Source organism: Frondihabitans sp. Leaf304 (genome assembly GCF_001423105.1).
In the GTDB taxonomy this organism is placed as follows: Bacteria; Actinomycetota; Actinomycetes; order Actinomycetales; family Microbacteriaceae; genus Frondihabitans.
This window is the reverse complement of record NZ_LMNV01000002.1, coordinates 2061786-2082405: the sequence shown is the minus strand read 5'-3', so window position 1 is coordinate 2082405 and position 20620 is coordinate 2061786. Positions and strand designations below refer to the sequence as shown.

25 protein-coding genes are annotated in these 20620 nt (G+C 68.9%); 19 read left to right on the top strand and 6 right to left on the bottom strand.

All coding sequences use genetic code 11. The annotated features are described in order from the left end of the window. Window positions 1-133 precede the first annotated feature (133 nt). Genes ASF54_RS09450 through ASF54_RS09440 form a run of 3 tightly spaced genes read right to left on the bottom strand, consistent with a single transcriptional unit; the run spans window position 134 to window position 1658 of the window. Window positions 134-478: a hypothetical protein gene (locus ASF54_RS09450; protein ID WP_055961281.1), complete on the bottom strand. Its 345-nt coding sequence runs from the start codon at window positions 476-478 to the stop codon at window positions 134-136. Next, window positions 475-1038: a hypothetical protein gene (locus tag ASF54_RS09445; protein ID WP_157510098.1), complete on the bottom strand. Its 564-nt coding sequence runs from the start codon at window positions 1036-1038 to the stop codon at window positions 475-477. Before ASF54_RS09445 ends, ASF54_RS09450 begins: the two co-directional genes overlap by 4 nt. Beyond that, window positions 1035-1658 carry an RNA polymerase sigma factor gene (locus ASF54_RS09440; RefSeq protein WP_235480990.1) on the bottom strand — a complete coding sequence of 208 codons (624 nt, stop codon included), beginning with the start codon at window positions 1656-1658 and terminating at the stop codon, window positions 1035-1037. The genes ASF54_RS09445 and ASF54_RS09440 overlap by 4 nt, the downstream gene beginning before the upstream one ends. Window positions 1659-1798: 140 nt before the next feature. On the opposite strand from ASF54_RS09440, the gene ASF54_RS09435 reads away from it, so the two are divergent. The 5 genes from ASF54_RS09435 to ASF54_RS09415 are packed head-to-tail and all read left to right on the top strand — an operon-like array spanning window position 1799 to window position 4185. Further along, window positions 1799-2305, top strand: a complete 507-nt coding sequence (locus tag ASF54_RS09435; RefSeq protein ID WP_055961275.1) for an Asp23/Gls24 family envelope stress response protein — start codon at window positions 1799-1801, stop codon at window positions 2303-2305. Continuing rightward, window positions 2302-2490: a DUF2273 domain-containing protein gene (locus ASF54_RS09430; protein WP_055961273.1), complete on the top strand. Its 189-nt coding sequence runs from the start codon at window positions 2302-2304 to the stop codon at window positions 2488-2490. Before ASF54_RS09435 ends, ASF54_RS09430 begins: the two co-directional genes overlap by 4 nt. Beyond that, complete coding sequence (locus tag ASF54_RS09425; RefSeq protein ID WP_055961270.1) at window positions 2490-2936, top strand: hypothetical protein; 447 nt, start codon at window positions 2490-2492, stop codon at window positions 2934-2936. The genes ASF54_RS09430 and ASF54_RS09425 overlap by 1 nt, the downstream gene beginning before the upstream one ends. Beyond that, window positions 2933-3577 (top strand): DUF6286 domain-containing protein, encoded by a 645-nt coding sequence (locus ASF54_RS09420; RefSeq protein ID WP_055961267.1) that lies wholly within the window; start codon window positions 2933-2935, stop codon window positions 3575-3577. Before ASF54_RS09425 ends, ASF54_RS09420 begins: the two co-directional genes overlap by 4 nt. Continuing rightward, window positions 3574-4185: a hypothetical protein gene (locus tag ASF54_RS09415; protein WP_055961265.1), complete on the top strand. Its 612-nt coding sequence runs from the start codon at window positions 3574-3576 to the stop codon at window positions 4183-4185. Before ASF54_RS09420 ends, ASF54_RS09415 begins: the two co-directional genes overlap by 4 nt. A 151-nt stretch (window positions 4186-4336) precedes the next feature. Here ASF54_RS09415 and ASF54_RS09410 read toward each other — a convergent pair whose 3' ends face one another. Then, a complete protein-coding gene (locus ASF54_RS09410; RefSeq protein WP_055961262.1) occupies window positions 4337-5377 on the bottom strand; it encodes an NAD(P)H-quinone oxidoreductase in 1041 nt (346 codons plus the stop codon). Between the two features lie 203 nt (window positions 5378-5580). On the opposite strand from ASF54_RS09410, the gene dcd reads away from it, so the two are divergent. After that, complete coding sequence (gene dcd, locus ASF54_RS09405; RefSeq protein ID WP_055961259.1) at window positions 5581-6183, top strand: dCTP deaminase; 603 nt, start codon at window positions 5581-5583, stop codon at window positions 6181-6183. A 354-nt stretch (window positions 6184-6537) separates the two neighbouring features. Next, entirely contained in the window at window positions 6538-6906 is a 369-nt protein-coding gene (locus tag ASF54_RS09400; RefSeq protein WP_235480989.1) for a hypothetical protein, read from the top strand. 23 nt (window positions 6907-6929) lie between these two features. On the opposite strand, the gene ASF54_RS09395 is transcribed toward ASF54_RS09400, so the two are convergent. Next, window positions 6930-7514 carry an Lrp/AsnC family transcriptional regulator gene (locus tag ASF54_RS09395; protein WP_233572956.1) on the bottom strand — a complete coding sequence of 195 codons (585 nt, stop codon included), beginning with the start codon at window positions 7512-7514 and terminating at the stop codon, window positions 6930-6932. Between the two features lie 132 nt (window positions 7515-7646). Between ASF54_RS09395 and ASF54_RS09390 the strand changes: the two genes are divergently transcribed. The 6 genes from ASF54_RS09390 to ASF54_RS09365 are packed head-to-tail and all read left to right on the top strand — an operon-like array spanning window position 7647 to window position 14508. Continuing rightward, window positions 7647-9254 (top strand): ABC transporter substrate-binding protein, encoded by a 1608-nt coding sequence (locus ASF54_RS09390; protein WP_235480988.1) that lies wholly within the window; start codon window positions 7647-7649, stop codon window positions 9252-9254. A gap of 6 nt (window positions 9255-9260) precedes the next feature. Further along, window positions 9261-10340 (top strand): ABC transporter permease, encoded by a 1080-nt coding sequence (locus ASF54_RS09385; protein ID WP_084816070.1) that lies wholly within the window; start codon window positions 9261-9263, stop codon window positions 10338-10340. Further along, window positions 10337-11266, top strand: coding sequence for an ABC transporter permease (locus tag ASF54_RS09380; RefSeq protein ID WP_200919586.1), 930 nt, complete (start codon window positions 10337-10339; stop codon window positions 11264-11266). Before ASF54_RS09385 ends, ASF54_RS09380 begins: the two co-directional genes overlap by 4 nt. Continuing rightward, window positions 11263-12135 carry an ABC transporter ATP-binding protein gene (locus ASF54_RS09375; protein ID WP_055961253.1) on the top strand — a complete coding sequence of 291 codons (873 nt, stop codon included), beginning with the start codon at window positions 11263-11265 and terminating at the stop codon, window positions 12133-12135. Before ASF54_RS09380 ends, ASF54_RS09375 begins: the two co-directional genes overlap by 4 nt. Continuing rightward, the gene (locus ASF54_RS09370) at window positions 12125-13042 is read left to right on the top strand and encodes an ATP-binding cassette domain-containing protein (protein ID WP_084816069.1); all 918 of its coding nucleotides are present in this window, start codon (window positions 12125-12127) and stop codon (window positions 13040-13042) included. Before ASF54_RS09375 ends, ASF54_RS09370 begins: the two co-directional genes overlap by 11 nt. After that, window positions 13039-14508: an aminopeptidase P family protein gene (locus tag ASF54_RS09365; protein WP_200919585.1), complete on the top strand. Its 1470-nt coding sequence runs from the start codon at window positions 13039-13041 to the stop codon at window positions 14506-14508. The genes ASF54_RS09370 and ASF54_RS09365 overlap by 4 nt, the downstream gene beginning before the upstream one ends. Before the next feature lie 138 nt (window positions 14509-14646). On the opposite strand, the gene idi is transcribed toward ASF54_RS09365, so the two are convergent. After that, the gene (gene idi / locus ASF54_RS09360) at window positions 14647-15216 is read right to left on the bottom strand and encodes an isopentenyl-diphosphate Delta-isomerase (protein ID WP_084816068.1); all 570 of its coding nucleotides are present in this window, start codon (window positions 15214-15216) and stop codon (window positions 14647-14649) included. A gap of 19 nt (window positions 15217-15235) precedes the next feature. Between idi and ASF54_RS09355 the strand changes: the two genes are divergently transcribed. The 6 genes from ASF54_RS09355 to ASF54_RS09330 are packed head-to-tail and all read left to right on the top strand — an operon-like array spanning window position 15236 to window position 20606. Continuing rightward, window positions 15236-16357 carry a polyprenyl synthetase family protein gene (locus ASF54_RS09355; RefSeq protein WP_084816067.1) on the top strand — a complete coding sequence of 374 codons (1122 nt, stop codon included), beginning with the start codon at window positions 15236-15238 and terminating at the stop codon, window positions 16355-16357. Continuing rightward, window positions 16354-17229: a phytoene/squalene synthase family protein gene (locus ASF54_RS09350; RefSeq protein ID WP_055961249.1), complete on the top strand. Its 876-nt coding sequence runs from the start codon at window positions 16354-16356 to the stop codon at window positions 17227-17229. The genes ASF54_RS09355 and ASF54_RS09350 overlap by 4 nt, the downstream gene beginning before the upstream one ends. Then, window positions 17226-18926 carry a phytoene desaturase family protein gene (gene crtI, locus ASF54_RS09345; protein WP_084816066.1) on the top strand — a complete coding sequence of 567 codons (1701 nt, stop codon included), beginning with the start codon at window positions 17226-17228 and terminating at the stop codon, window positions 18924-18926. Before ASF54_RS09350 ends, crtI begins: the two co-directional genes overlap by 4 nt. Further along, window positions 18926-19294 carry a lycopene cyclase domain-containing protein gene (locus ASF54_RS09340; protein ID WP_055961246.1) on the top strand — a complete coding sequence of 123 codons (369 nt, stop codon included), beginning with the start codon at window positions 18926-18928 and terminating at the stop codon, window positions 19292-19294. The genes crtI and ASF54_RS09340 overlap by 1 nt, the downstream gene beginning before the upstream one ends. Beyond that, window positions 19291-19632, top strand: coding sequence for a lycopene cyclase domain-containing protein (locus tag ASF54_RS09335; RefSeq protein WP_055961244.1), 342 nt, complete (start codon window positions 19291-19293; stop codon window positions 19630-19632). The genes ASF54_RS09340 and ASF54_RS09335 overlap by 4 nt, the downstream gene beginning before the upstream one ends. After that, the gene (locus ASF54_RS09330; RefSeq protein WP_442855776.1) at window positions 19629-20606 is read left to right on the top strand and encodes a prenyltransferase; all 978 of its coding nucleotides are present in this window, start codon (window positions 19629-19631) and stop codon (window positions 20604-20606) included. Before ASF54_RS09335 ends, ASF54_RS09330 begins: the two co-directional genes overlap by 4 nt. Window positions 20607-20620 lie beyond the last annotated feature (14 nt).

Here is a 20620-nt window from a genome sequence, read left to right as displayed (position 1 = left end):
CCTGCGCCCCGCCGCCCCGCTTGCCAACTTGAGAGCGATCGGGGTGGCGCGCCGGGCCAATCGGCGCCGGAGAGCGCGTTTCGCTCTCAAATTGACGAGCAAAAGCGCAAACAGAGGCCCGAGCTCAGCCCGCTCAGCCCAGCGACACCACCCGCACGTCGACCACGGCCGGCGGCAACCCGCTCGCGGCGGCGGCGGTGCGAGCGGCAGCAGCCACCGCCCGGGCAACAGCGGGGCCGACCTGCCCGGGCGCGAGGGCGACGTCGAACTCGATGCGGGTGGCCTCGTCGGTCACGTGCACGTCGATGGGCGACACCGAGCCGTCGGAGCCCGAGCCCGAGACGACCGCGACGCCCTCGCGCACGATGCGCGACAGCTGGCCGATGCCGGGTCGGGCGTAGACGCCAGCGACCCCGGGCGTTGCCTTGGCAAGGGCGAGTATCTCGTCGGCGAGACTGCGAGACACGTCGAGGCTCATTGCGAGGCCTCGCTTTCGAGCAGGTGCACGTCGCCGATCACGATGTCGACGGTCTCGACCACCAGCTCTTGCGCGGTGAGCCGATCGGCCACCGCCTGCCGCACCTCGTCGGCCATGGCGGGCACGAACTCGCCGCGGAGAGCGCTGATCGTGACCTCGATGTGGAGTGGCGCGCCCAACTCGGTGACCGAACCATCGATCGAGCACGAGATGACGACGGCTCCGGGCACTGAGTCGCCGGCCTCGCGGATGAGGCCTCGCACTGCGCCCTCGGTCACGTGGAGGGTCTCGAACGCGTCGCTCGCGAGCAAAGGGATGTCTCGCCCGGAGCGGGCCTCGCGGCGCACGCGGTCCATCACCCCGGAGAACCAGCTCGGGTCGGGCTCCGGCTCGGCTGCGGCCTCGTCGGAGATGAGGCGCCCCGAGAGCGAGCGGAGCCGCTGCAGCACGGCCAGTTGCCCGGCGTTCTCGGGGACGTCTTCGATCTCGGGGTCGTAGGGGAACCGGCCCGAATCCAGGTAGTCGGATAGCCGCTCGAGCGTCACGGTCTGCTCGCTCATCGCCACGCCTCCATCTCTCGGGTCAGGGTTTCTCGGGCGCGGGCGAGCTGACCGCGGGCTGCTGTGGTGGTGATGCCGAGGTGCTCGGCGATCTCGCCGTACGACTCACCGCCGACTTCGCGCAGGATCCAGCTCTGCCTCTGCAGACGCGGAAGTCGATCGAGCGCCGCGCGCAGGCCGGCCATGGCGTCGCCGGTGACGGCGAGACGCGCAGGATCCGCGGACTCGCTCACCGGCAACCGGTTCGAGACCGCCTCGTCGTCGATGTCATCCACCGGCTTCCGCGCGCGCATCAGATCGAAGGCCTTGCGCGACACGATGCGCATCATCCAGCCGCGCACCGCGTCGGGGGTGGTCAGCGTCGGCAGCTCGCGCCAGATGGCGATCGACGCCTCTTGGACGGCATCGGAGGCGTCGGCCCGCGAACCGGTGAGGCGGACTGCATAGGCGGTCATAAGCGAGAGATGGCGGCGGAGGAGCACCTCGAAGGCTCGTGAATCGCCATCGGCGGCCCGGCGAGCGAGAAGCCCGTCGGAGGCACCGTCGAGGCCGGCACCGGCCTGGGGGGCGAGCTGCTGCTCGGGCGGGTGCGGGGCCTCAGGAGATGCGGCGACCTTCACCCGTTCAGCAAACACCATGCCGACGACAAACGGGGGCCCCGAAAACTTTTTCAACGAATTCCGTGACGTTTCTGGAGCGGGTACCGTCTCACTTCTGAGCGGCGATTTCGTCGCCCCCTCACGCATCGAAGGAGCATCACATGGCCGACACCAAGCCCACCGTTCCCACCTCGACTTCGACCACCCCGACCTCGACCAGCCGCGTCGACAAGGTCGCGACGCCGGTCACCACCACGTCGAGCGCCGTCACCGCTTCCGCCGCGACCGGTAAGACCGTCATCGCCGACAGCGTGATCTCGAAGGTCGCCGGCATCGCCGCCCGCGAGGTTCCCGGCGTGTACGCCCTCGGTGGCGGTGCCGCTCGTGCGTTCGGCGCGATCCGCGACGTGATCGGCTCGACCGACCTGTCGCAGGGTGTGCGTGTCGAGGTCGGCGAGACCCAAGTCGCCGCCGACGTCACCATCGTCGTCGAGTACCCGGTGCCGATGAACTCCGTCGCCGAGCAGGTCCGTGTCGCGGTCGCCCAGGCGATCACCGAGCTCGTCGGCATGGAGGTCGCCGAGATCAACGTCGCCATCAACGACGTGCACATCCCCGGTGACGACGACGACAACGACGACCAGCCCGCCGAGAGCCGCGTCTCGTGACCGCCACCACCACCGGTATCGCGATCGGCGCCGTGCTCGGCGTCGTCGCGGTGGCGTTCGGCTTCTGGGCCTTCCTTCTCGTCGCCGTGTTCATCGCTGTCGGCGCCCTCGTCGGCCGGATCGCCTCCGGCAAGCTCGACGCCTCGAGTCTTCTCGACGTGTTGCGCGGACGGCGCTCGTCCTGATGGGTCCCCACACCGCCGCGACCGGCGACGCAGCCGGCGCGGCCTCCAGCGAGTGGTCGTCGGATCCTGATTCCCCGACGGCCACTCTCAGCCGTGACGTGCCGGGTGCGAGCCCGGTCATCCCCGGCCACGTGAGCATCGCCCCGCGCGCTCTTCAGCGCGTGGGCAGCGCCATCGTCGCCGAAGCGTTGCGTGTCTCGCACCACGACGTGCGGGTCGACGCGCACGACGACGAGGGCCGGCTGGCCCTCCGCGTCGCGACCCCGCTGACGATCCCACGGCTCGACGCTGCGACCGAGGCTCCCGTCGGCGGAGTGATCGGCACCGTGCGTTCGCTCCAAGAGACCGTCACCCGTCGCATCAACGAGATCGCCGGTCGCGCCGTGTCGCGTGTCGACGTGACAATCACCGGTAGCCAGCTCGAAAAGAAAGAGGAGCTGCGATGACCACCGCACCCACCAAGGATCCCTCGGCGGGCTCCCAGTCGAAGCCGACGTCTGCCGTGGCGCGCGTTCCTTCGGGGGTGACCCGGCGGATCCTGCGTCGCGAGACTCACTCGTCGCGCTCCGGGGCCACCGTCGTGATGCTGATCGTGCTGATCCTCGTGGTCGGGTACGTCGGCGTCGAGGCCGTATACGCGGCGCTCGGCCAACCGCCGCTGCTGTTCTCGCCCGTCGACGCCGTAGCCACTCTGCTGTCGGCCGCGACCGCGCAGCCCGCGCTCGTCATCGCGGCCGGTATCGCCGCGGCCATCCTCGGCCTCGTGCTCGCCGTGATCGGGCTCACCCCGGGTCGTCGCGGTCGCCACACGATCGACGACGACCGCGTCGCCGTCGTCGTCGACGACCAGGTGATTGCCGCTTCTCTCGCCCGCAACGCACGGATCGCCGGCGGTCTCGCTCCCGGCCAGGTCACCGCGTGGGTCGCTCGCTCGAGCGCCCGCATCACGATCACCCCGGCGTCGGGCTCCACCGCCGACACCGATGCCGTGCTGCGCGCCGCCAACGACGAGCTCGGTCGCATCGCGTACCGCCCGCCGGTGACCGCCGAAGCGCGCGTCACTCCGAACGGAAGGCTCGGCGCATGACCACCACGAATCGCTTTGCGAACCGCCTCTTCTTGATCGTGCTCGGCGTCATCTCGCTCGCCGTCGGCCTCTTCGTCGCTGCGACGGCGCTGCCCGCAGCACCGCTCCTGCGCGACTGGCTGACCACCGCCCGCGACGCCCAGTCGACGGCCCTCTCGAACACCCGGGCCGGCGGCAACGAGCCGTTCGACGGCAGCTACCTGCCGTGGCTGCTCGCCGTGCTCTGCCTGCTGATCGTCATCATCGCTCTGGTGGCCGTCGTGACCCGCGGCCGCGGACGCACCGACCGGGTGGTCGACCTCGACGAGAACGCCGGACGCGTGATCGTTTCGTCGAGCTTCGCCGAGACCGCCCTGGTCGACGCGCTGTCCTCTCGCCGTGACGTGGCTTCGGTCTCGGTGGTCGCGTACGAATTGAAGGGTGCGCCCGCGCTCAAGGTCCGTCTGCGACTCACCGCCGGATCAGCTCCGACCGATGCCGTCCAAGCGGCCTCCGGCGCGGTGCGCGGCCTCGACCGCGTGCTCGGCGGAGAAGCGGAGATCCCGGTGCTGGTCGAAGTTGTCGGTGCGTCGCCGGTGCGGCCCGGGGCTGACTCGCGCGTTCGCTGACGCGCCTGCCCTCGGCTAAACGCCCCAGATCGGCACAGACCCGCAAAGTCGGCCTAAACATTCGCCCTGGGGCAGGTGTTTAGGCCGATCTTGCGGGTCTGAGCCGTCTCCGCGGGTCTGCGCCGAGCGGTCGGACGCCAGCTCGGCCCCGCTACACCTTCAGCAGCAGCTTGCCGATGTGCCCGCCGGCGTCCATCCTCCGATGGGCGTCGGCGGCTTCGTCGAGAGGGAACACCTCGTCGATGATCGGCTTCACCATGCTGCGCTCGACCAGCGGCCACACATCGCGGCGCACTCCGGCCACGATCTCGGCCTTCTCCTCGATCGGCCGGGCGCGCAGGGTGGTCGCCCAGATGCGTCCGCGCTTCTGCATGAGCGCCCCCAGCTGGAACGATGACGCCTCGCCGCTCTGGTTGGCGATCACCATGATCCGGCCGTTCATCGCGAGCGCGTCGATGTTGCGCGCCAGGTAGTCGCCGCCGACGAGGTCGAGGATCACGTCGACGCCACGGCCGTCCGTGAGCTGCTTCGCCGCTTCGACGAAGTCGGTCGTGCGGTAGTTGACTCCCGCGGCGCCGAGGTCGTTCATGAAGGTGATCTTGGCGTCGGATCCTGCGGTTGCGATCGTCTTCGACCCCAGCGCCGTCGCGAGCTGGATCGCGAATGTGCCGATGCCGCTGGTTCCGCCGTGCACGAGAAGCGTCTCGCCCGGCTGCAGGCCCGCGTGCCAGAACACGTTCGACCAGACGGTCGCGGCGACCTCGGGGAGGCCGGCGGCTTCGACGAGGTCGACTCCGGCGGGGACGGGAAGCACGAGACGCGCATCGACCGCGACGAGTTCGGCGTAGCCGCCGCCCGCGAGGAGAGCGCAGACCTGGTCGCCGACCTGCCACTCGGGGGTGCCGGTGCCGGTGCCGGTTCCGGTTCCGTCGCCATCGCCGGAGTCGCTGGCGCTGGCCGTCTCGATCGCCGGGCCGATGGCCTCGATCGTGCCCGAGACCTCGAGCCCGGGCCACTCGGGGGCTCCGGGAGGCGGCGGGTAGTTGCCCTGGCGCTGGCCGACGTCGGCACGGTTGATGCCGGCGGCCGCGACGCGGATGAGGAGTTCGCCGGGGCCGGCCACGGGGTCGGGGGCGGTTGCGGGAACGAGGGCCTCGGGCCCTCCCGGCTGAGAAATCAGGACTAAGCGCATCCCCCGATCCTGCACCCTGGGGTTTCCGGTGGGCTGGACGCTTATGGCCTGAGTTGCCGACGCGACGCGACGCGACGCGACGCGGGGTGGGGGCGGGGTCGAGGGGAGAGCGGTGTCGGGGCTGGAGCGGGGTCGGGCCGGATCCTTGTGGCCTGAGTTGTCGACGCAGGCTGCGGCGGGCCCCGGTTCAGTAGGCTGACCGCGTGCTGCTCTCCGACCGCGACATCAAGGCCGAACTCGAACTCGGACGAATCGGGCTCGACCCCCACGACCCCAGCCTCATTCAGCCGTCGAGCATCGATGTGCGCCTCGACCGCTTCTTCCGGCTGTTCGACAACCACAAATACCCATTCATCGACCCCGCCGTCGATCAGCCCGAGCTGACGCACCTCGTCGAGTCGAAGCCCGACGAGCCGTTCATCCTGCACCCGGGCGAGTTCGTGCTCGGCTCGACCTACGAGCGGGTCAGCCTGCCCGACGACATCGCGGCGCGCCTCGAGGGCAAGTCGTCGCTCGGTCGGCTCGGCCTGCTGACGCACTCGACCGCCGGGTTTATCGACCCCGGATTCTCGGGCCACGTCACCCTCGAGCTCTCGAACGTCGCGACGCTGCCGATCAAGCTGTGGCCGGGCATGAAGATCGGGCAGCTCTGCTACTTCCGGCTGTCGTCGCCGGCCGAGAACCCCTACGGCTCATCGGTCTACGGGTCGCGCTACCAGGGGCAGCGGGGCCCGACGGCGTCGCGGTCGTTCCAGAACTTCAGCGCGACCGACACCGGCGCCGAGCCGTCGTCCGCTCGCGGCTAGCTGCTACCTCTGTTTTGCTGCTGCCCTGCCGAATTTGAAGGAGAAACTCGCGATCCGGCAAAAGTGAGGCCGATCGGTGCGGCGTGTCGCGAGGATCTCCTTCAAATTTGCAAAGGCAGCGCCGGGGCCCAGGATCCGGCGCCCCGCCTGCAAATTCGAGAGCGAAACGCGCGACCCGACGCAGATCGGCCCGGCCCGCAGCCGCGATCACTCTCAAATGTGCAAGGGAAGCGGGCTGTGCCCGATTGGCGGCGACAGGCGCGCATTCGTCCAGTCGGAGCGGCGGCGGCGCCCGGATCCTGGACGTTCTGCACTCGACTGGAACGGGAGCGGCCCGGCATTCATACTCGTGTCGTGACCGTCCAGCCCGCACTCGCTCCCAGCCTCGATTCCCGCCGATTCGTGATGGAGTCGTCGACCAACAGCCCTGTCGACCCCGATTCGCCTTCGCGCTTCCGCTACTTCGAGAAAGACGGCGTGATCTGGGGCGACTACGACGGCGACACCGTCACTTTTGGACGTTTTGTCGGCACGCGGGTCGGCGACGACCTATCCGTCTCGTTCGTGCATGTCCTCGTCGAAGACGGCTCTGTCGTCGCGGGCACGGGCGGCAGTGAGGTCGTGACGGGGCCGGACGGCGTACGCCTCGTGGAGCGCTTCGAGATCGACGGCGTCGACCACGTGAGCGTGTGCGTCGAGGAGTCGGCACCGCACGAGAGCTAGAAGAACGGGCGACGCCGACAGCCTCAGCGAACCGAGTCGCGCCCGTTCCCCGCGGTCGTGAACCGTGTCATGCCGAGCCGGTTCGACGAGCCGGAGCGGTCGGGAATGTCGGTCGGCAGTAGGTACGACTTGCTCACCACCTCGTCGAGGATGACCACGCTCACCACCGATTTCACCTCGGGCCGCGCGGCCACGACACCGGTCACGAAGTCGTGAACCCCGCCGATATCCAGGGATCGCACGAGAAGCATGGCGTCGTGCTCGCCGGTCGTGATGCAGCAGTACTCGACGTCGGGCATCTGCAGAATGCCCTCGCGGAACCGGTGCCAGCTCTGCGGGTGCACCGTCACGAACACGAGTGCGCACACGTCGAGGCCGACCATGCCCGGGTCGATCTGGGCGGTGAAGCCGGTGATCACGCCGGTCGCGGTCATCCGCTCGACGCGGTTGTAGACGCTGGCTCTCGACACGTTGACGGTCTCGGCGAGTGAGGCCATCGAGATGCGTCCGTTCTCGCGGAGCACCCCGAGGATCCGAAGATCCACCTCATCGAGACCGGTCGCCCTTTGTCCAGGGGCCGGGCGGTTGTCTTGCTCGGTGTTCGACACTTGGTACTCCCATCGGGGGGTGAGTCGCAATTTATCCACAGATCGGGGCCTGAGGTGAAGACGTGCTCGGAATCGTGCCACAGTTTCTCCACACCGTCCAAGGTGACCCCCCTTTCCCCCCAGGAGGAACACGTGGCTTTTTCCACGCGAAACAGCTCCACTACCACGAAGCACACGGCGAAGCGAGTCGCGATCGGTGCAGCAGCCATCGCCCTCACCCTCGTCGTCGCCGGCTGCTCGTCCGGCAAGGCCTCGAGCACCGACGGCGCGTCGAAGACGCTGACCATCGACAAGGCGTTCGACCTCAAGACCGCCGACCCGGGCCGCATGTACGAGCCGACCGGCCAGCTGGTCGACAAGGCCCTCTACGAGACCCTCCTCACCTTCAAGGGCGGCGACGTCTCGAAGGTCGTCGACGGCGTTGCAAGCCTCGACGAGTCGTCCGATGCGAAGACGTTCACCCTGACCCTGAACGGCACGCACACCTTCTCCGACGGCACCGAGATGACGGCCGACGACGTCGTGTTCTCGCTCCAGCGCGTCATCGGCCTCAAGGGCAACCCGTCGTTCCTCCTGGCCGGCGTCACCGTTACGAAGAAAGACGCGAAGACCGTCGTCTTGACCACGAAGACCGCCACCCCGGCGCTCCCGTCGATCCTCGCCAACCCGGCGCTCGGCATCCTCAACTCCAAGGTCGTCAAGGCCAATGGCGGAGCGACCGACTCGAGCGACACCGCCGAGAAATACCTCAACGCCCACTCCGCCGGCTCCGGCCCGTACGTGCTCGACTCGCTGAACCTGTCGTCGAAGGTCGTTCTGACGGCCAACAAGAAGTACGACGGCGAGCAGCCCGGATACGGCCGCGTCGTGATCCAGAACGTTGAGGGCGCCACCCAGAAGATCAACGTGCAGGGTGGCAGTGCCGACGTGGCCCTCGATCTGTCGGGTACGCAGGCGGCGGGGCTCGGATCCTCGGTCGACGTCACCAGCGACCCGTCGGCCAATGTGATCTTCCTGCTGCTCAACCAGAGCTCCAAGGTGTCGAAGATCACCAGCAACCCCGACTTCGTCAAGGCCGTCAAAGAGGCCATCGACTTCGACGACCTCGTGTCGATCGCCGGCACCGGCACCGCTCAGGCGGCCGGCGTCGTGCCGAGCATGTTCCTCGGTGCTCTCGGTGAGGGCGATGCCCTCAAGCAAGACCTGGCCGCGTCGAAGTCCGACCTCGCCAAGAGCGGGTACAACGGCGAGAAGATCACGCTGAACTTCCCCAGCGACATCACGCTCAACGGCATCGAGTTCCCGACGATCGCTCAGCGCCTGCAATCGCAGCTCAAGACCGCTGGCATCACGGTCGACCTCGCTCCGGCTCCGGTCGCGACCGAGCTCGACGCCTACCGCAACGGCACCGAGACCGTCGGCCTCTGGTACTGGGGCCCCGACTACCCCGACCCCAGCGACTACCTCGTCTTCACCCCGGGCAACGTCGTCGGTCTGCGTGCCGGCTGGGCCGCGGGTGCCGACCCGGCGATCTCGAAGCTCGCCGATGCGGCAGCGGTCGGCGGCTCGAACGACGAGCGTCAGACGCAGTTCGAAGACCTGCAGAAGGCGCTCAACGACGACGGCCCGTTCATCCCGCTGCTGCAGCCGGGCAACAACATCGCGGCCGCGTCCGACGTCACCGGCGTCGTCTACAACGCCGTATGGACCATTGATATCGCGGCCCTCCGCAGCAAGTAGTCGACTGTGACAACCAGCACCGCCACCCGACCCCCGCGCGCACGCTCCGTGTCGCGCGGGGGTCACCCCTTCGCCCGGTACGCCCTGCGTCGCGTGATCACCTCGCTGCTGCTGGTGGTCGGCGTCACTCTGGTGACGTTCATCCTGACGAACCTCGTGCCGGGTGACCCGGTCGCGGCGGCGCTCGGCCAGCGGGCCGCAGAAGACCCCGCGATCGTCGCTCAGTTCCAGTCGGAGTACGGCCTCGACAAGCCGCTCGTGGTGCAGTACTTCACCTACCTCGGCAACCTCCTGCACGGCGACCTCGGCACGTCGACCACCACGCACAACGCGGTGACGTCCGACCTCTCCTCGGCACTTCCCGCGACGCTCGAGATCGCGATCGGCGCCATTGTGCTCAGCGTGATCATCGGCGTCGTGCTCGGCACGGTCGCGGCCTACCGCCGCGGCAAGGCGTCCGACCACGTGCTCCGCGTCGTCTCGCTCGCGGGCCTCAGCGTGCCGACCTTTTGGCTGGCGCTCGTGCTCTATTACGTCTTTTACTTCAAGCTGCACATCGCTCCGGGCTCGGGTCGGCTGAGCAGCGACTTCAACGCTCCGCCGACGATCACCGGCCTCTACACGGTCGACGCTCTGCTCGCCGGTCAGCTCGACACGTTCCTCGACGCGGCCGCGCACCTCTTCTTGCCTGTGCTCGTGCTGACGCTGTACACGGTCGGCCTGCTCACCCGGTTCGTCCGCACGGCCGTGCTCGAGATCCTCGATCAGGATTACGTCCGGGCCGCCCGTGCCAAGGGCCTTCCGACCCGCACAGTGATCTGGAGCTACGTGCTCCGTGGCGCGAGCATCCCCATCCTCACCGTCGTCGGCCTCGCCTTCGGCAGCCTGCTGAGCGGCACCGTGCTGGTGGAGTCGATCTTCGCCTGGCCAGGCATCGGCAGCTACGCGTACCAGGCCGCGTCGCACCTCGACCTTCCCGGCGTCATGGGCGTCGGCCTCCTGATCGGAGTGATGTACCTGCTGGTGAACCTCATCGTCGACCTTCTCTACGGAGTCATCGACCCGCGCGTCAGGCTGGCGTCGTGAGCCGGCCGACGCTCGACCGGGCGTCCTCGAAAGCCGCCGCGTCAGATCCCGCGCTCGACCTTCCCGGCCGCTGGCGTCGCCCGCGACTGCGGCTCGGCCGCTGGTCGGCCCCGCTCGGCATCGCCGGCGCGCTGGTGGCTCTGCTGTGGATCGTCATCGCGATCCTCGCCCCGGTGATCCAGCCGCACGATCCCCTCGCGCAAGACCTGCCGATCCTCCAGGCGCCCGGCCAGGGCACGTTCCTCGGCACCGACGCGCTCGGTCGCGACGTGTTCTCGCGGCTGCTGTCGGGTGCTCGCGTCACGATCCCGCTGGCATTGCTGCTGGTCGTGATGAGCGTGCTGATCGGCGCGATCCTCGGGGCGGTCGCCGGTTTCTTTGGCCGCTGGGTCGACGAGCTGATCATGCGCGTCACCGACCTCGTGATGGCGTTCCCGACGGTGATCCTCGCGATGGTGATCGCGGCAGCCCTCGGCGCCTCGCTGCTCAACGCAGTGCTCGCGGCGCTGATCGTGTCGTGGCCGTCGTACGCGCGGCTGACCCGCGGCCTCGTGCTCGGGCTCCGCACCTCGAACTACGTCGTGTCGGGGCAACTGCTCGGCTTCAGCCCGCTGCGGTCGCTCTGGCGCGACATCGCCCCGAACATCGTCGGGCCGATCCTGGTGCTCGCGAGTCTCGACATCGGCACGGCCATCCTGCTGCTGTCCGGTCTGTCGTTCCTCGGGCTCGGGGCCAAGCCGCCGACTCCCGAGTGGGGCTCGATGGTCTCCGACGCCGTCCAGAACTTCGACTCGTGGTGGCTCGGCGTGTTCCCGGGCCTGGCGATCCTCACGATCGTGGTTGCGTTCAACTTCGTCGGCGACGCCCTTCGTGACGCCCTCGACCCGAAGTCGCGCACGCTGCGCGGGGGAGGCCCGACCCTGTGACCGACTCGCTCACCATCACCGATCTGCGCATCGACCTCCGTACACCCGACGGCCCCCGGCCGATCGTCCGCGGCATCGATCTCGCGCTCGAACGCGGTCGCATCCACGGCCTCGCCGGCGAATCAGGATCCGGCAAGACCATGACGGCCTTGGCCGTCCTCGGCCTGCTCCCCGACACCATGACCGCCACCGGCTCGATCCTCCTGTCGACCCCCGTCTCGGCGGGTGGCGACTCCGTCGAGCTCGTGGGGGCGTCGCGCCAGGTGCTCGGCGCCATTCGCGGCCGTCGCGTGGCGATGGTGTTCCAGGATCCCTCGACCAGCCTCCACCCGCAGCTCACGGTCGGGCGCCAACTCACCGATCACCTGCGGCACCACCTGAAGCTGAGCAAGGCGGCAGCACAGGAGCAGGCGCACGGGCTGCTCGATCGGGTGCGGGTGCCGGATCCTGCGGGCGCTCTCGCGAAGTACCCCCACCAGTTCTCGGGCGGACAGAGGCAGCGGATCGCTATCGCCGTCGCGCTGGCGTGCGGCCCCGACGTGCTGCTGGCCGACGAGCCGACCACCGCGCTCGACGTGACCGTGCAGGCCGGCGTGCTGCACCTGCTGCGCGAGCTCGTCGACGAGGGCGGGCTCAGCGTGCTGCTCGTCACGCACGATCTCGGCGTGATGAGTGCCGTCGCCGACGTGGTGACGGTCATGCGCCAGGGCGTCGTGGTCGAGTCGGCGCCGCGCGAGCAGTTGTTCACCGCGCCGCAGCACGACTACACGAGGTCGTTGCTGGCGGCCCTGCCCGGGTCGACGCTCGAAGAGACCCCCGACGAGCTCGTCGACGATCTGCTCGCAGAAGGCGGACACCATGACTCCTGAGCCACGCACCGGCGGCACTCGCGGCACCGGCGGCACCGGCACCGGCCGCCCTCGCAGCACCGCGGGCCCCGTGCTGACCGCGACCGACGTCGCCGTCGAATACCGCCGACCCGCTCTCCGCGCCGTCGACGGGGTGTCGCTCACCATCGCCCCCGGCGAGGTCGTCGCGCTCGTCGGCGAGAGCGGCTGCGGCAAGTCGAGCCTCGCCCGCGCGGTGGTCGGCATCGAGAAGCGCGCCGGCGGCTCCGTGCTGCTCGGTGGCACCGAGGTGCCCGTGCTCGGGTTGCGACGCCGAAGCACCGAGATGACCGGCGTGCAGATGGTCTTCCAAGATCCGAACTCGTCGCTGAACCCCCGCCGCCCGGTGGGGGAGCAGATCGGCGACGGAGTGCGGGCCGCTGTCGCCCGCGGTGATGAGCCGTCCGATCCCGCGGAGTGGCTCTCGCGCGTCGGCCTCGACCCGGCCATGGTCGGCCGCTATCCGCACGAGTTCTCGGGCGGGCAGAAGCAGCGCATCGCCATCGCCCGGGCGCTCGCCGCGAGGCCGCGCTTGCTGGTCGCCGACGAGCCGATCTCGGCCCTCGACGCCTCGACCCAGACCAGCGTCGCGGCCCTGATGCGCACGCTCAGCGTCGAGGCCGGTGCCGGCATGCTCTTCATCTCGCACGACCTCTCAGTGGTCAGGCGCATCGCCGACCGCACGCTCGTGATGTACCGCGGGCGCATCGTCGAGTCGGGCCACACCGAGACGATCTGGCAGAACCCGGTGCACCCCTACACGCGTGCTCTACTGGCGGCGATCCCGGTGCCCGACGGGTCGGGCCGGCTGCCGCTCGCCCCGGCGGAGGCCGATCGCGTCGACTGGACCGCGGCCCTGCCCGCCGCTCTCGAAAGGACCCCCGCGTGACGACCGTCGACGCTCACCCGTCCGCTCTCTGGCGCATGCCGCGGGCGCAGAATCGCGCTCCGCTCCCCGGTAACGGCGCCTTCATGCTGGCTGGCTGGGGCGATGCCGCTCCGGTGCTCACGGCCGACGACCCGGTCGTCTCGTACACGGCCGAGCGTCGCGCCCGGCTGGCCGAGGCGCTGCCGGCAGAGCTGCTGGTAATCCCCACTGGCGAAATCCGCACCCGGTCGAACGACACCTCGTTCGGATTCCGCCCCGGCACCGACCACCTCTGGCTGACCGGCAACCGCTCGGCCTCGAGTGTGCTCCTCGTCGACACGACCGGTGGCGAGGCCGGCGCCGTGCTGTACCTGCACGCTCCGTCTGGTCGCGAGACCGACGAGTTCTGGCGCAACGACGCCATCGGCGACCTGTGGGTCGGGCCGCGTCCGTCGCTCCGCGAGACGCAGGACGCCCTGGGCATCGAGTGCCGCTCCCTCGACGACTTCGAGGCCGACCTCGCGAGCGCGGCTCGGCGGGCCAAGCGGGTCCGCGTGCTGCCGACCCTCGACGACCGGGTCGACGAGCTCGTCAAGTCGATCTGCGGGCCCGACTTCGAGCCGCACCTGCTGCTCAAGAGCACCCTCGACGAGCTCCGTCTGATCAAGAACGACTGGGAGATCGGGCAGCTCCAGGCCGCGGTCGACGCAACCGTGCTCGGCTTCGACGACTGCGCTCGAGAGTGGTCGGCGGCTCGCGCCTCCGGTCGTGGCGAGCGCTACCTCGAGGGCACCTTCACCCGTCGTGCGCGCCTCGACGGCGAAGGCCCCGCCTACGGATCGATCGTAGGATCCGGGGCGCACGCCACCACGCTGCACTGGACGTCCAATTCGGGGCCCCTCCGCGATGGCGACCTCGTGCTGATGGACATGGGCGTCGAACTCGAGTCGCTCTACTCGGCCGACGTCTCTCGCACCCTTCCGGTCACCGGCGAATTCTCGAGCCTGCAGCGCGACGTTTACTCGATCGTGCTACGCGCCCAGCAGGCCGGTATCGACACGCTCCGGGCCGGAGTCGCGTTCCAGGCCTACCAGGATGCCTGTGCGCGTTCGCTCAGCGAGGGCCTCATCGATCTCGGACTGCTGACGTGCTCGGTCGACGAGGCGATGGATCCTTCTGCCCTGTATCAGCGCCGCTGGAGCATCTCGCGATCCGGCCACATGCTCGGCATGGACATCCACGACTGCAACCACGCGCCGCAGGCCTCGTACCTCACCGGCGTGCTGTCGGCCGGCAATGCGCTCACGGTCGAGCCCGGGCTGTACTTCCAGCAGAACGACCTGACGGTACCGGCCGAGCTGCGGGGCATGGGCATCCGGATCGAAGACGACCTCGTCGTGACCGAGACCTCGTCGATCAACCTGTCGGCGGCGCTGCCCCGCGAGCCCGGTGACGTCGAGGCCTGGATGGCCGAGCGCGCTCGGTAGTTCGACCGCGCCCTTCCGCAAATTTGAGAGCGAAACGCGCGATTCGGCGGAATGCGCGCGGCGAATCGCCCGGATCACTCGCAAATTGGCAAGCGCGGCCTGAGGCAGCAGCCAGCCCGCCCGGCCGCAAGACCGCGGCTAGCTGGGCCAGGCCTCGAGCTGCCAGCCGAGCCACGGGCTCCAGGCGAAGGGTGCGCCCGCCACCGAGGCGCGCAGGTCGGCGGGAGACACCCAGGCCCACTCGGCGACCTCGTCGGGCGACGGCTGAGGTGAACCGACGGCGATGGCCGTGAACACCGGGCAGATCTCGTTCTCGACGACGCCCGACGCATCGACCGCGCGGTAGCGGAAGTCAGGCAGGATCGGCGTGATCTCGGCGACCTCCATGCCCAGCTCCTGGAACGCCCGCCGCTGGACGGCCTCGGCCGGGGTCTCCCCCGGTGCCGGGTGGCCGCAGAACGAGTTGGTCCAGACGCCGGGCCAGGTGGCTTTAGTCAGTGCGCGACGGGTGACGAGAATGTCTCCGGCGTCGTTCGCGACGTGGCAGGAGAAGGCCAGGTGGAGCGGCGTCTCGGTGGTGTGCACGTCGCGCTTGGGGTACACCCCCGAGGGATTTCCCCCCTCATCGAGCAATACCACGAGCTCGTCGTGGAGAACGGTGTCGGCAGCGGTCGACTGCTGGGGAAGTGCCTGGGGTTCGGGATTCATCTCGCGGTAGTCTGCCCTAATGGACGGTGATCACCTGCTCGCAGAGATGCGAGGTAGGCCTATGGACGGTGGGGCGTCCTCTGACACTACGGCGTCAGCCCTCTCGACGACCGAGCGGGTCGACGGCGTGCTCGGCGATTTCTTCGCCGAGGGCAAGCGACGCGCCTCTCTCCTCGGAGCCCGGTACGTCGACCTCTGGAACGTGCTCGAGCGCAATTCGATCGGCGGCAAGCGGTTCCGGCCGCGCATGGTCGTGGCCGCCTACGAAGGTCTCGGCGGCAGAGACGAAGACGCCTGTGCTGCAGTAGGAGCCGCTTTTGAGCTGCTGCACACCGCGCTCATCGTCCACGACGACGTGATCGACCGTGACTTCTCGCGCCGCGGCATCCCCAACGTCTCCGGCAGCTACCGCGACACGGCGACGACGGCCGGTTTCTCCACTCCGGCCGCTGAGCACCGCGGCATGAGCGCCGGGGTCATCGCCGGCGACCTCGCTCTCACCGGTGCGAGCCGCCTCCTCCTCGCCGTCACGTGCGAGGCAGACGTCAGGGCGAGACTCCTCGACGTGCTCGACGACGCCATCTTCGCCAGCGCCGGCGGTGAGCTGCTCGATGTCGAGCTGAGCCTCGCCCCCGAGATGCCGACTGTCGCCGAGATCCTCGAGATGGAGCGCGCCAAGACCGCCGTCTACTCGTTCGAGGCCCCGCTCATGGCCGGGGCGATCCTCGCCGGAGCCGACGACGCCGTCGTCGACGCTCTCGAGGCGTTCGGTCGCGAGGTCGGCATCGCCTACCAGATCGTCGACGACCTTCTCGGGGTCTACGGGGTCGAAGAGGAAACCGGCAAGACCACTCTCGGCGACCTCCGCGAGGGCAAGCGGACCGTGCTGATCGCCCATGCGGCGACCACCGACGAGTGGTTCGCCATCCGCCCGTTCATCGGCAAGGCCGACCTCACCCGCGAGGAGGCCGAGCACGTGCGCGGTCGCCTCGACTCCTGCGGGTCGCGGGCACTGGCCGAGCGTCTCATCGACGAGCACGCCGACCGCGCGCTCGCCGTGCTCGACAGCGAGGTCATCTCGAACGACCTCCGCGACGTGCTCCGCCCCATCGTCGACACCGTGCTCGAACGGACTCGATGACTCGCCTGGCCCTGTACGACCGCGTCGCCCATGAGGCGTCGGCCGACGTCATCCGCAGTTACTCGACCTCGTTCGGGCTGGCGTCGCGTCTGCTCGGTGCCGAGGTGCGCTCGCACGTCGAGAACATCTATGCGCTGGTGCGAGTGGCCGACGAGATCGTCGATGGCCCGGCGGCCGAGGCGGGAAATGATGCCGAGGTGTGCGCCCGGATCCTCGATGCCTTCGAAGCCGAAACCGAGCAGGCGATCCAACTCGGATTCAGCGCCAACCTCGTCGTGCACGCGTTCGCCGCGACCGCCCGCGAGACCGGCTTCGGCGCCGAGCTGACCGCGCCGTTCTTCACGTCGATGCGCAACGACCTCGAGCAGTCCGAGCACGATGCCGAGTCGTTCGACACCTACGTGTACGGGTCGGCCGAGGTGGTCGGCCTGATGTGCCTGCGGGCGTTCGTGCAGGGCCGGTCGTACGACAAAGTCACCAGCGAGCGGCTCGTTCGCGGGGCGCGGGCTCTCGGCGCCGCCTTTCAGAAGGTCAACTTCTTGCGCGACCTCTCCGACGACTTCGAGACCCTCGGCCGCAGCTACTTTCCGGGCGTCGACCCGACGTCGTTCACCGATGCCGAGCGCGACCGCCTTGTGGCTGACATCGACGACGACCTCCGGGTGTCGGGCGAGATCATCCCGCTGCTGCCGAATTCATCGCGTCGCGCCGTGGCCCTCGCCCACGGTCTCTTCGCCGAGCTCAATCGACGCCTGGCAGTGACGCCGGCGTCGGAGCTGATGCACACGCGGATCCGGGTGCCGAACCCGGTCAAACTGCGGATCGCCGCTGCCTCGGCGGCGGGCCGCATCACGACGGTGGGAGCCCGATGAGTACCGAGTCCGGTCTGAGCTCGAAAAACGGTCTGAGCTCGAAAAACAGCCAGAGCCCCAAGAAGGGCCAGAGCGCCAAGAACGGCCAGCGCGTCGTCATCATCGGCGGCGGCATCTCGGGTCTGGCCTCGGCAGGGCTGCTTGCCCGCGACGGCTACGACGTCACGATCCTCGAGAAGTCCGACCAGGTCGGCGGGCGCGCCTCGTCGTGGCAGGCCGACGGATTCCGCTTCGACATGGGCCCGAGCTGGTACCTCATGCCCGAGGTGTTCGACCACTTCTTCCGCCTGATGGGCACGACCGCCGAGGCTGAACTCGACCTCCGCGCCCTCGACCCGGGCTACCGCGTCTACTTCGAGGGCGAGCGCGAGCCGATCGACATCCCGCTCGGCCTCGAGAAGAACGTCGACCTGTTCGACCGCATCGAGCCCGGCGCGGGCGCCCGCATACGCGACTATCTCGCCTCCAGCCGCGACACGTACGACATCGCCAAGCGCCGCTTTCTCTACACGTCGTTCCGCACCCTGCTGCCGCTGCTGCGCCGTGACGTGCTGACGCGGCTGCCCAAGCTCGCGCGGCTGCTGCTGCAGAATCTCGACTCGTTCGTGGGTCGCACCGTCTCCGATCCTCGTCTTCGGCAGATCCTCGGCTACCCGGCCGTCTTCTTGGGCTCCTCGCCCTTCGAGACTCCGAGCATGTACCACCTCATGTCGACGCTGGATCTCGACGACGGCGTGCAGTACCCGATGGGCGGCATCAGTGCCGTCATCGGCAGCATCGAGCGGCTCGCCCGCGACGCCGGCGTGACGATCGTCACCGAGGCGACAGCGACAAGGATCCGAACCAGCGGCGGCCTCCACCCCCGAGCCACCGGTGTCGAGTGGTCTGACGCGAGCGGCACGACGCACCTCCTCCGCGCCGACCTCGTGGTCTCCGCCGCCGATCTCCATCACACCGAGACGAAGCTCCTCCCCGCGAAGCTGCAGACGTACGGCGAGTCGTACTGGGCCGAGAAGAACCCCGGGCCGAGTGCCCTGCTGCTGTATCTGGGTGTCGAGGGCGAGATCCCTGAGCTCGAGCACCACACGCTGCTGTTCTCCCGCGACTGGCATGACAACTTCGGCCGCATCTTCGATGAGCCGAAGAGCATTCCCGAGCCGCCGTCGTTCTACGTCTGCAAGCCGTCGGTCGTCGACCCGGACACCGCGCCGGAGGGGCAGACGAACCTCTTCGTGTTGGTGCCGTTGCCGGCGCAGCCTGAGCTCGGGCTGGGGTCGATGCCGGGTGCCGCTGGCTCTGAAGGCGCTGCCGATGGTGCTGCCGCAGGTGCTGACAATTCAGGCCCGGGGCAGCTCGAGCGTCTCGGCGATGCCGTCATTCAGCAGATCGCTGACTGGGCGGGCGTTCCTGACCTGAATTCTCGAATTGTGCTCCGCCGCAGCCGCGGCCCGCAGGACTTCGTCGACGACTACAACTCGTGGTCGGGCAGCATGCTCGGGCCGGCGCACACGCTGGCGCAGAGCGCGATGTTCCGCGCGGGCAACCAGTCGAAGAAGGTCCGTGGTCTGCACTATGTCGGCGGCTCCGTGCGGCCCGGAATCGGCCTCCCCATGTGCCTGATCAGCGCCGAGGTGCTGCTGAAGAACCTCCGGGGCGACACCAGCACCGAGCCTCTGCCCGAGCCTCACCTGCCCTGATGCCGGTTCTCTACCTCCTCGGCCTGCTCGTCGCCCTCACCGGGATGGTCGTGCTCGACCGACGGTTCACACTGTTCTTCTGGCGAGACGCACGCCGTGCCGCCGTCGTGCTCGTCGCCGGAATCGTCTTCTTCCTGGTCTGGGATCTCTTCGGAATCGGCCTCGGCGTCTTCTTCCGCGGCGAGACCAGCTTCATGACCGGCATTCAAATCGCCCGTGAGCTGCCGGTCGAGGAGCTCTTCTTCTTGACGCTGCTTTGCTACCTGACGATGAACCTGGCCGCCGGCGTGCCGCTGATCACCCGGGCGCTGCGTGCCCGGAGCGACGGGGCCCGAGCTGGCTCTCCCGCTCTCGAGGAGCACCCGTGACCTACTGGGGCCTGAATGTTCCGTTCCTCGTCGTCGCGGCCGTGGCCGGCATCGCCGCTCTCGTCGTGCGGCGTCGTCGTCGTGCTCCGCGAGCCAGCCTCGCCGACGCCGCTCTCGTCGCCGGAATCCTGCTCGTCATGACCGCCGTCTTCGACAACGTCATGATCGGCATCGGCCTCGTCGGGTATGACGAGGCCAAGATCAGCGGAGTCTTCGTCGGCATCGCGCCCCTCGAAGACTTCGCCTACGCGGTGGCGGCGCTGGTGCTGCTGCCGTCACTGTGGGTGCTGCTCGAACGACGCCCGGCCCCGAATCAGAACGAGAGGCCCTCCCGGTGAAAACCCTTCGCGCGCTCTTTGCCGTCTCCCGACCGCTGAGCTGGATCAACACCGCGTTCCCGTTCGCCGCCGCGTACATCTTGGGTTCGGCCGGCACTCCGGGGCTCGCCGCCGGTCGCGGCAGCGACTGGACCATCGGCTTCGCCGACGGTGCGCTGAGCCCGGGCGACCTGCTCAAGGTCACCGACTTCGACTTCGCGAGGGTCGACTGGCTGATCGCGGTCGTCGGGATCCTCTATTTCTTGATCCCCTACAACCTCGCCATGTACGGCATCAACGACGTCTTCGACTACGAGAGCGACCTGCGCAACCCGCGCAAGGGCGGCGTCGAGGGGGCGATGCTCGACCGCAGCTTCCACAGTGCGATCCTGCGGGCCGTCGTGCTCACGAACGTGCCGTTCCTGGTGTTCCTCATCGCGGTCGGCAGCCCGCTGAGCTGGCTGGTGCTCGCCGTGAGCATCTTCGCGGTGATCGCCTATTCGCTGGGCGGCCTCCGCTTCAAGGAGCGGCCGTTCCTCGACTCGCTGACGTCGAGCACCCACTTCACCAGCCCCGCCGTCTACGGGCTGGTGCTCGCCGGAGCGACGTTCACCCCGCAGCTGTACGCCCTGCTCGGCGCGTTCTTCCTGTGGGGTATTGCGAGCCACGCGTTCGGGGCCGTGCAAGATGTCGTCGCCGACCGCGAGGGCGGCATCGCATCGATCGCGACCGTGATCGGCGCGCGCGCGACCGTGCGGTTCTCGTTCGTCGCCTACGCGCTCGGTGGTGTCTTGATGCTCCTGACTCGCTGGCCCGGACCCCTCGCGGCGCTTCTCGTGGTGCCGTACCTCGTGACGGTGGCGCCCTGGTGGTCGGTGCCCGACGACCGCGCCGAGGAGGCGAACCGTGGCTGGCGCCGGTTCTTGGCGATCAACTTCGTCTGCGGGTTCGTCACGACGATGCTGCTGATCTGGTGGGTCGTGCTCGGCGGCTGAGGAACACTGACTGA

Coding starts and splice junctions, on each gene's coding strand:
- ASF54_RS09450 (WP_055961281.1), bottom strand. CDS start 478: ATGAGCCTCGACGTGTCTCGCAGTCTCGCCGACGAGATACTCGCCCTT.
- ASF54_RS09445 (WP_157510098.1), bottom strand. CDS start 1,038: ATGAGCGAGCAGACCGTGACGCTCGAGCGGCTATCCGACTACCTGGAT.
- ASF54_RS09435 (WP_055961275.1), top strand. CDS start 1,799: ATGGCCGACACCAAGCCCACCGTTCCCACCTCGACTTCGACCACCCCG.
- ASF54_RS09425 (WP_055961270.1), top strand. CDS start 2,490: ATGGGTCCCCACACCGCCGCGACCGGCGACGCAGCCGGCGCGGCCTCC.
- ASF54_RS09420 (WP_055961267.1), top strand. CDS start 2,933: ATGACCACCGCACCCACCAAGGATCCCTCGGCGGGCTCCCAGTCGAAG.
- ASF54_RS09415 (WP_055961265.1), top strand. CDS start 3,574: ATGACCACCACGAATCGCTTTGCGAACCGCCTCTTCTTGATCGTGCTC.
- ASF54_RS09410 (WP_055961262.1), bottom strand. CDS start 5,377: ATGCGCTTAGTCCTGATTTCTCAGCCGGGAGGGCCCGAGGCCCTCGTT.
- ASF54_RS09370 (WP_084816069.1), top strand. CDS start 12,125: ATGACTCCTGAGCCACGCACCGGCGGCACTCGCGGCACCGGCGGCACC.
- idi (WP_084816068.1), bottom strand. CDS start 15,216: ATGAATCCCGAACCCCAGGCACTTCCCCAGCAGTCGACCGCTGCCGAC.
- ASF54_RS09355 (WP_084816067.1), top strand. CDS start 15,236: ATGGACGGTGATCACCTGCTCGCAGAGATGCGAGGTAGGCCTATGGAC.
- ASF54_RS09350 (WP_055961249.1), top strand. CDS start 16,354: ATGACTCGCCTGGCCCTGTACGACCGCGTCGCCCATGAGGCGTCGGCC.
- crtI (WP_084816066.1), top strand. CDS start 17,226: ATGAGTACCGAGTCCGGTCTGAGCTCGAAAAACGGTCTGAGCTCGAAA.
- ASF54_RS09340 (WP_055961246.1), top strand. CDS start 18,926: ATGCCGGTTCTCTACCTCCTCGGCCTGCTCGTCGCCCTCACCGGGATG.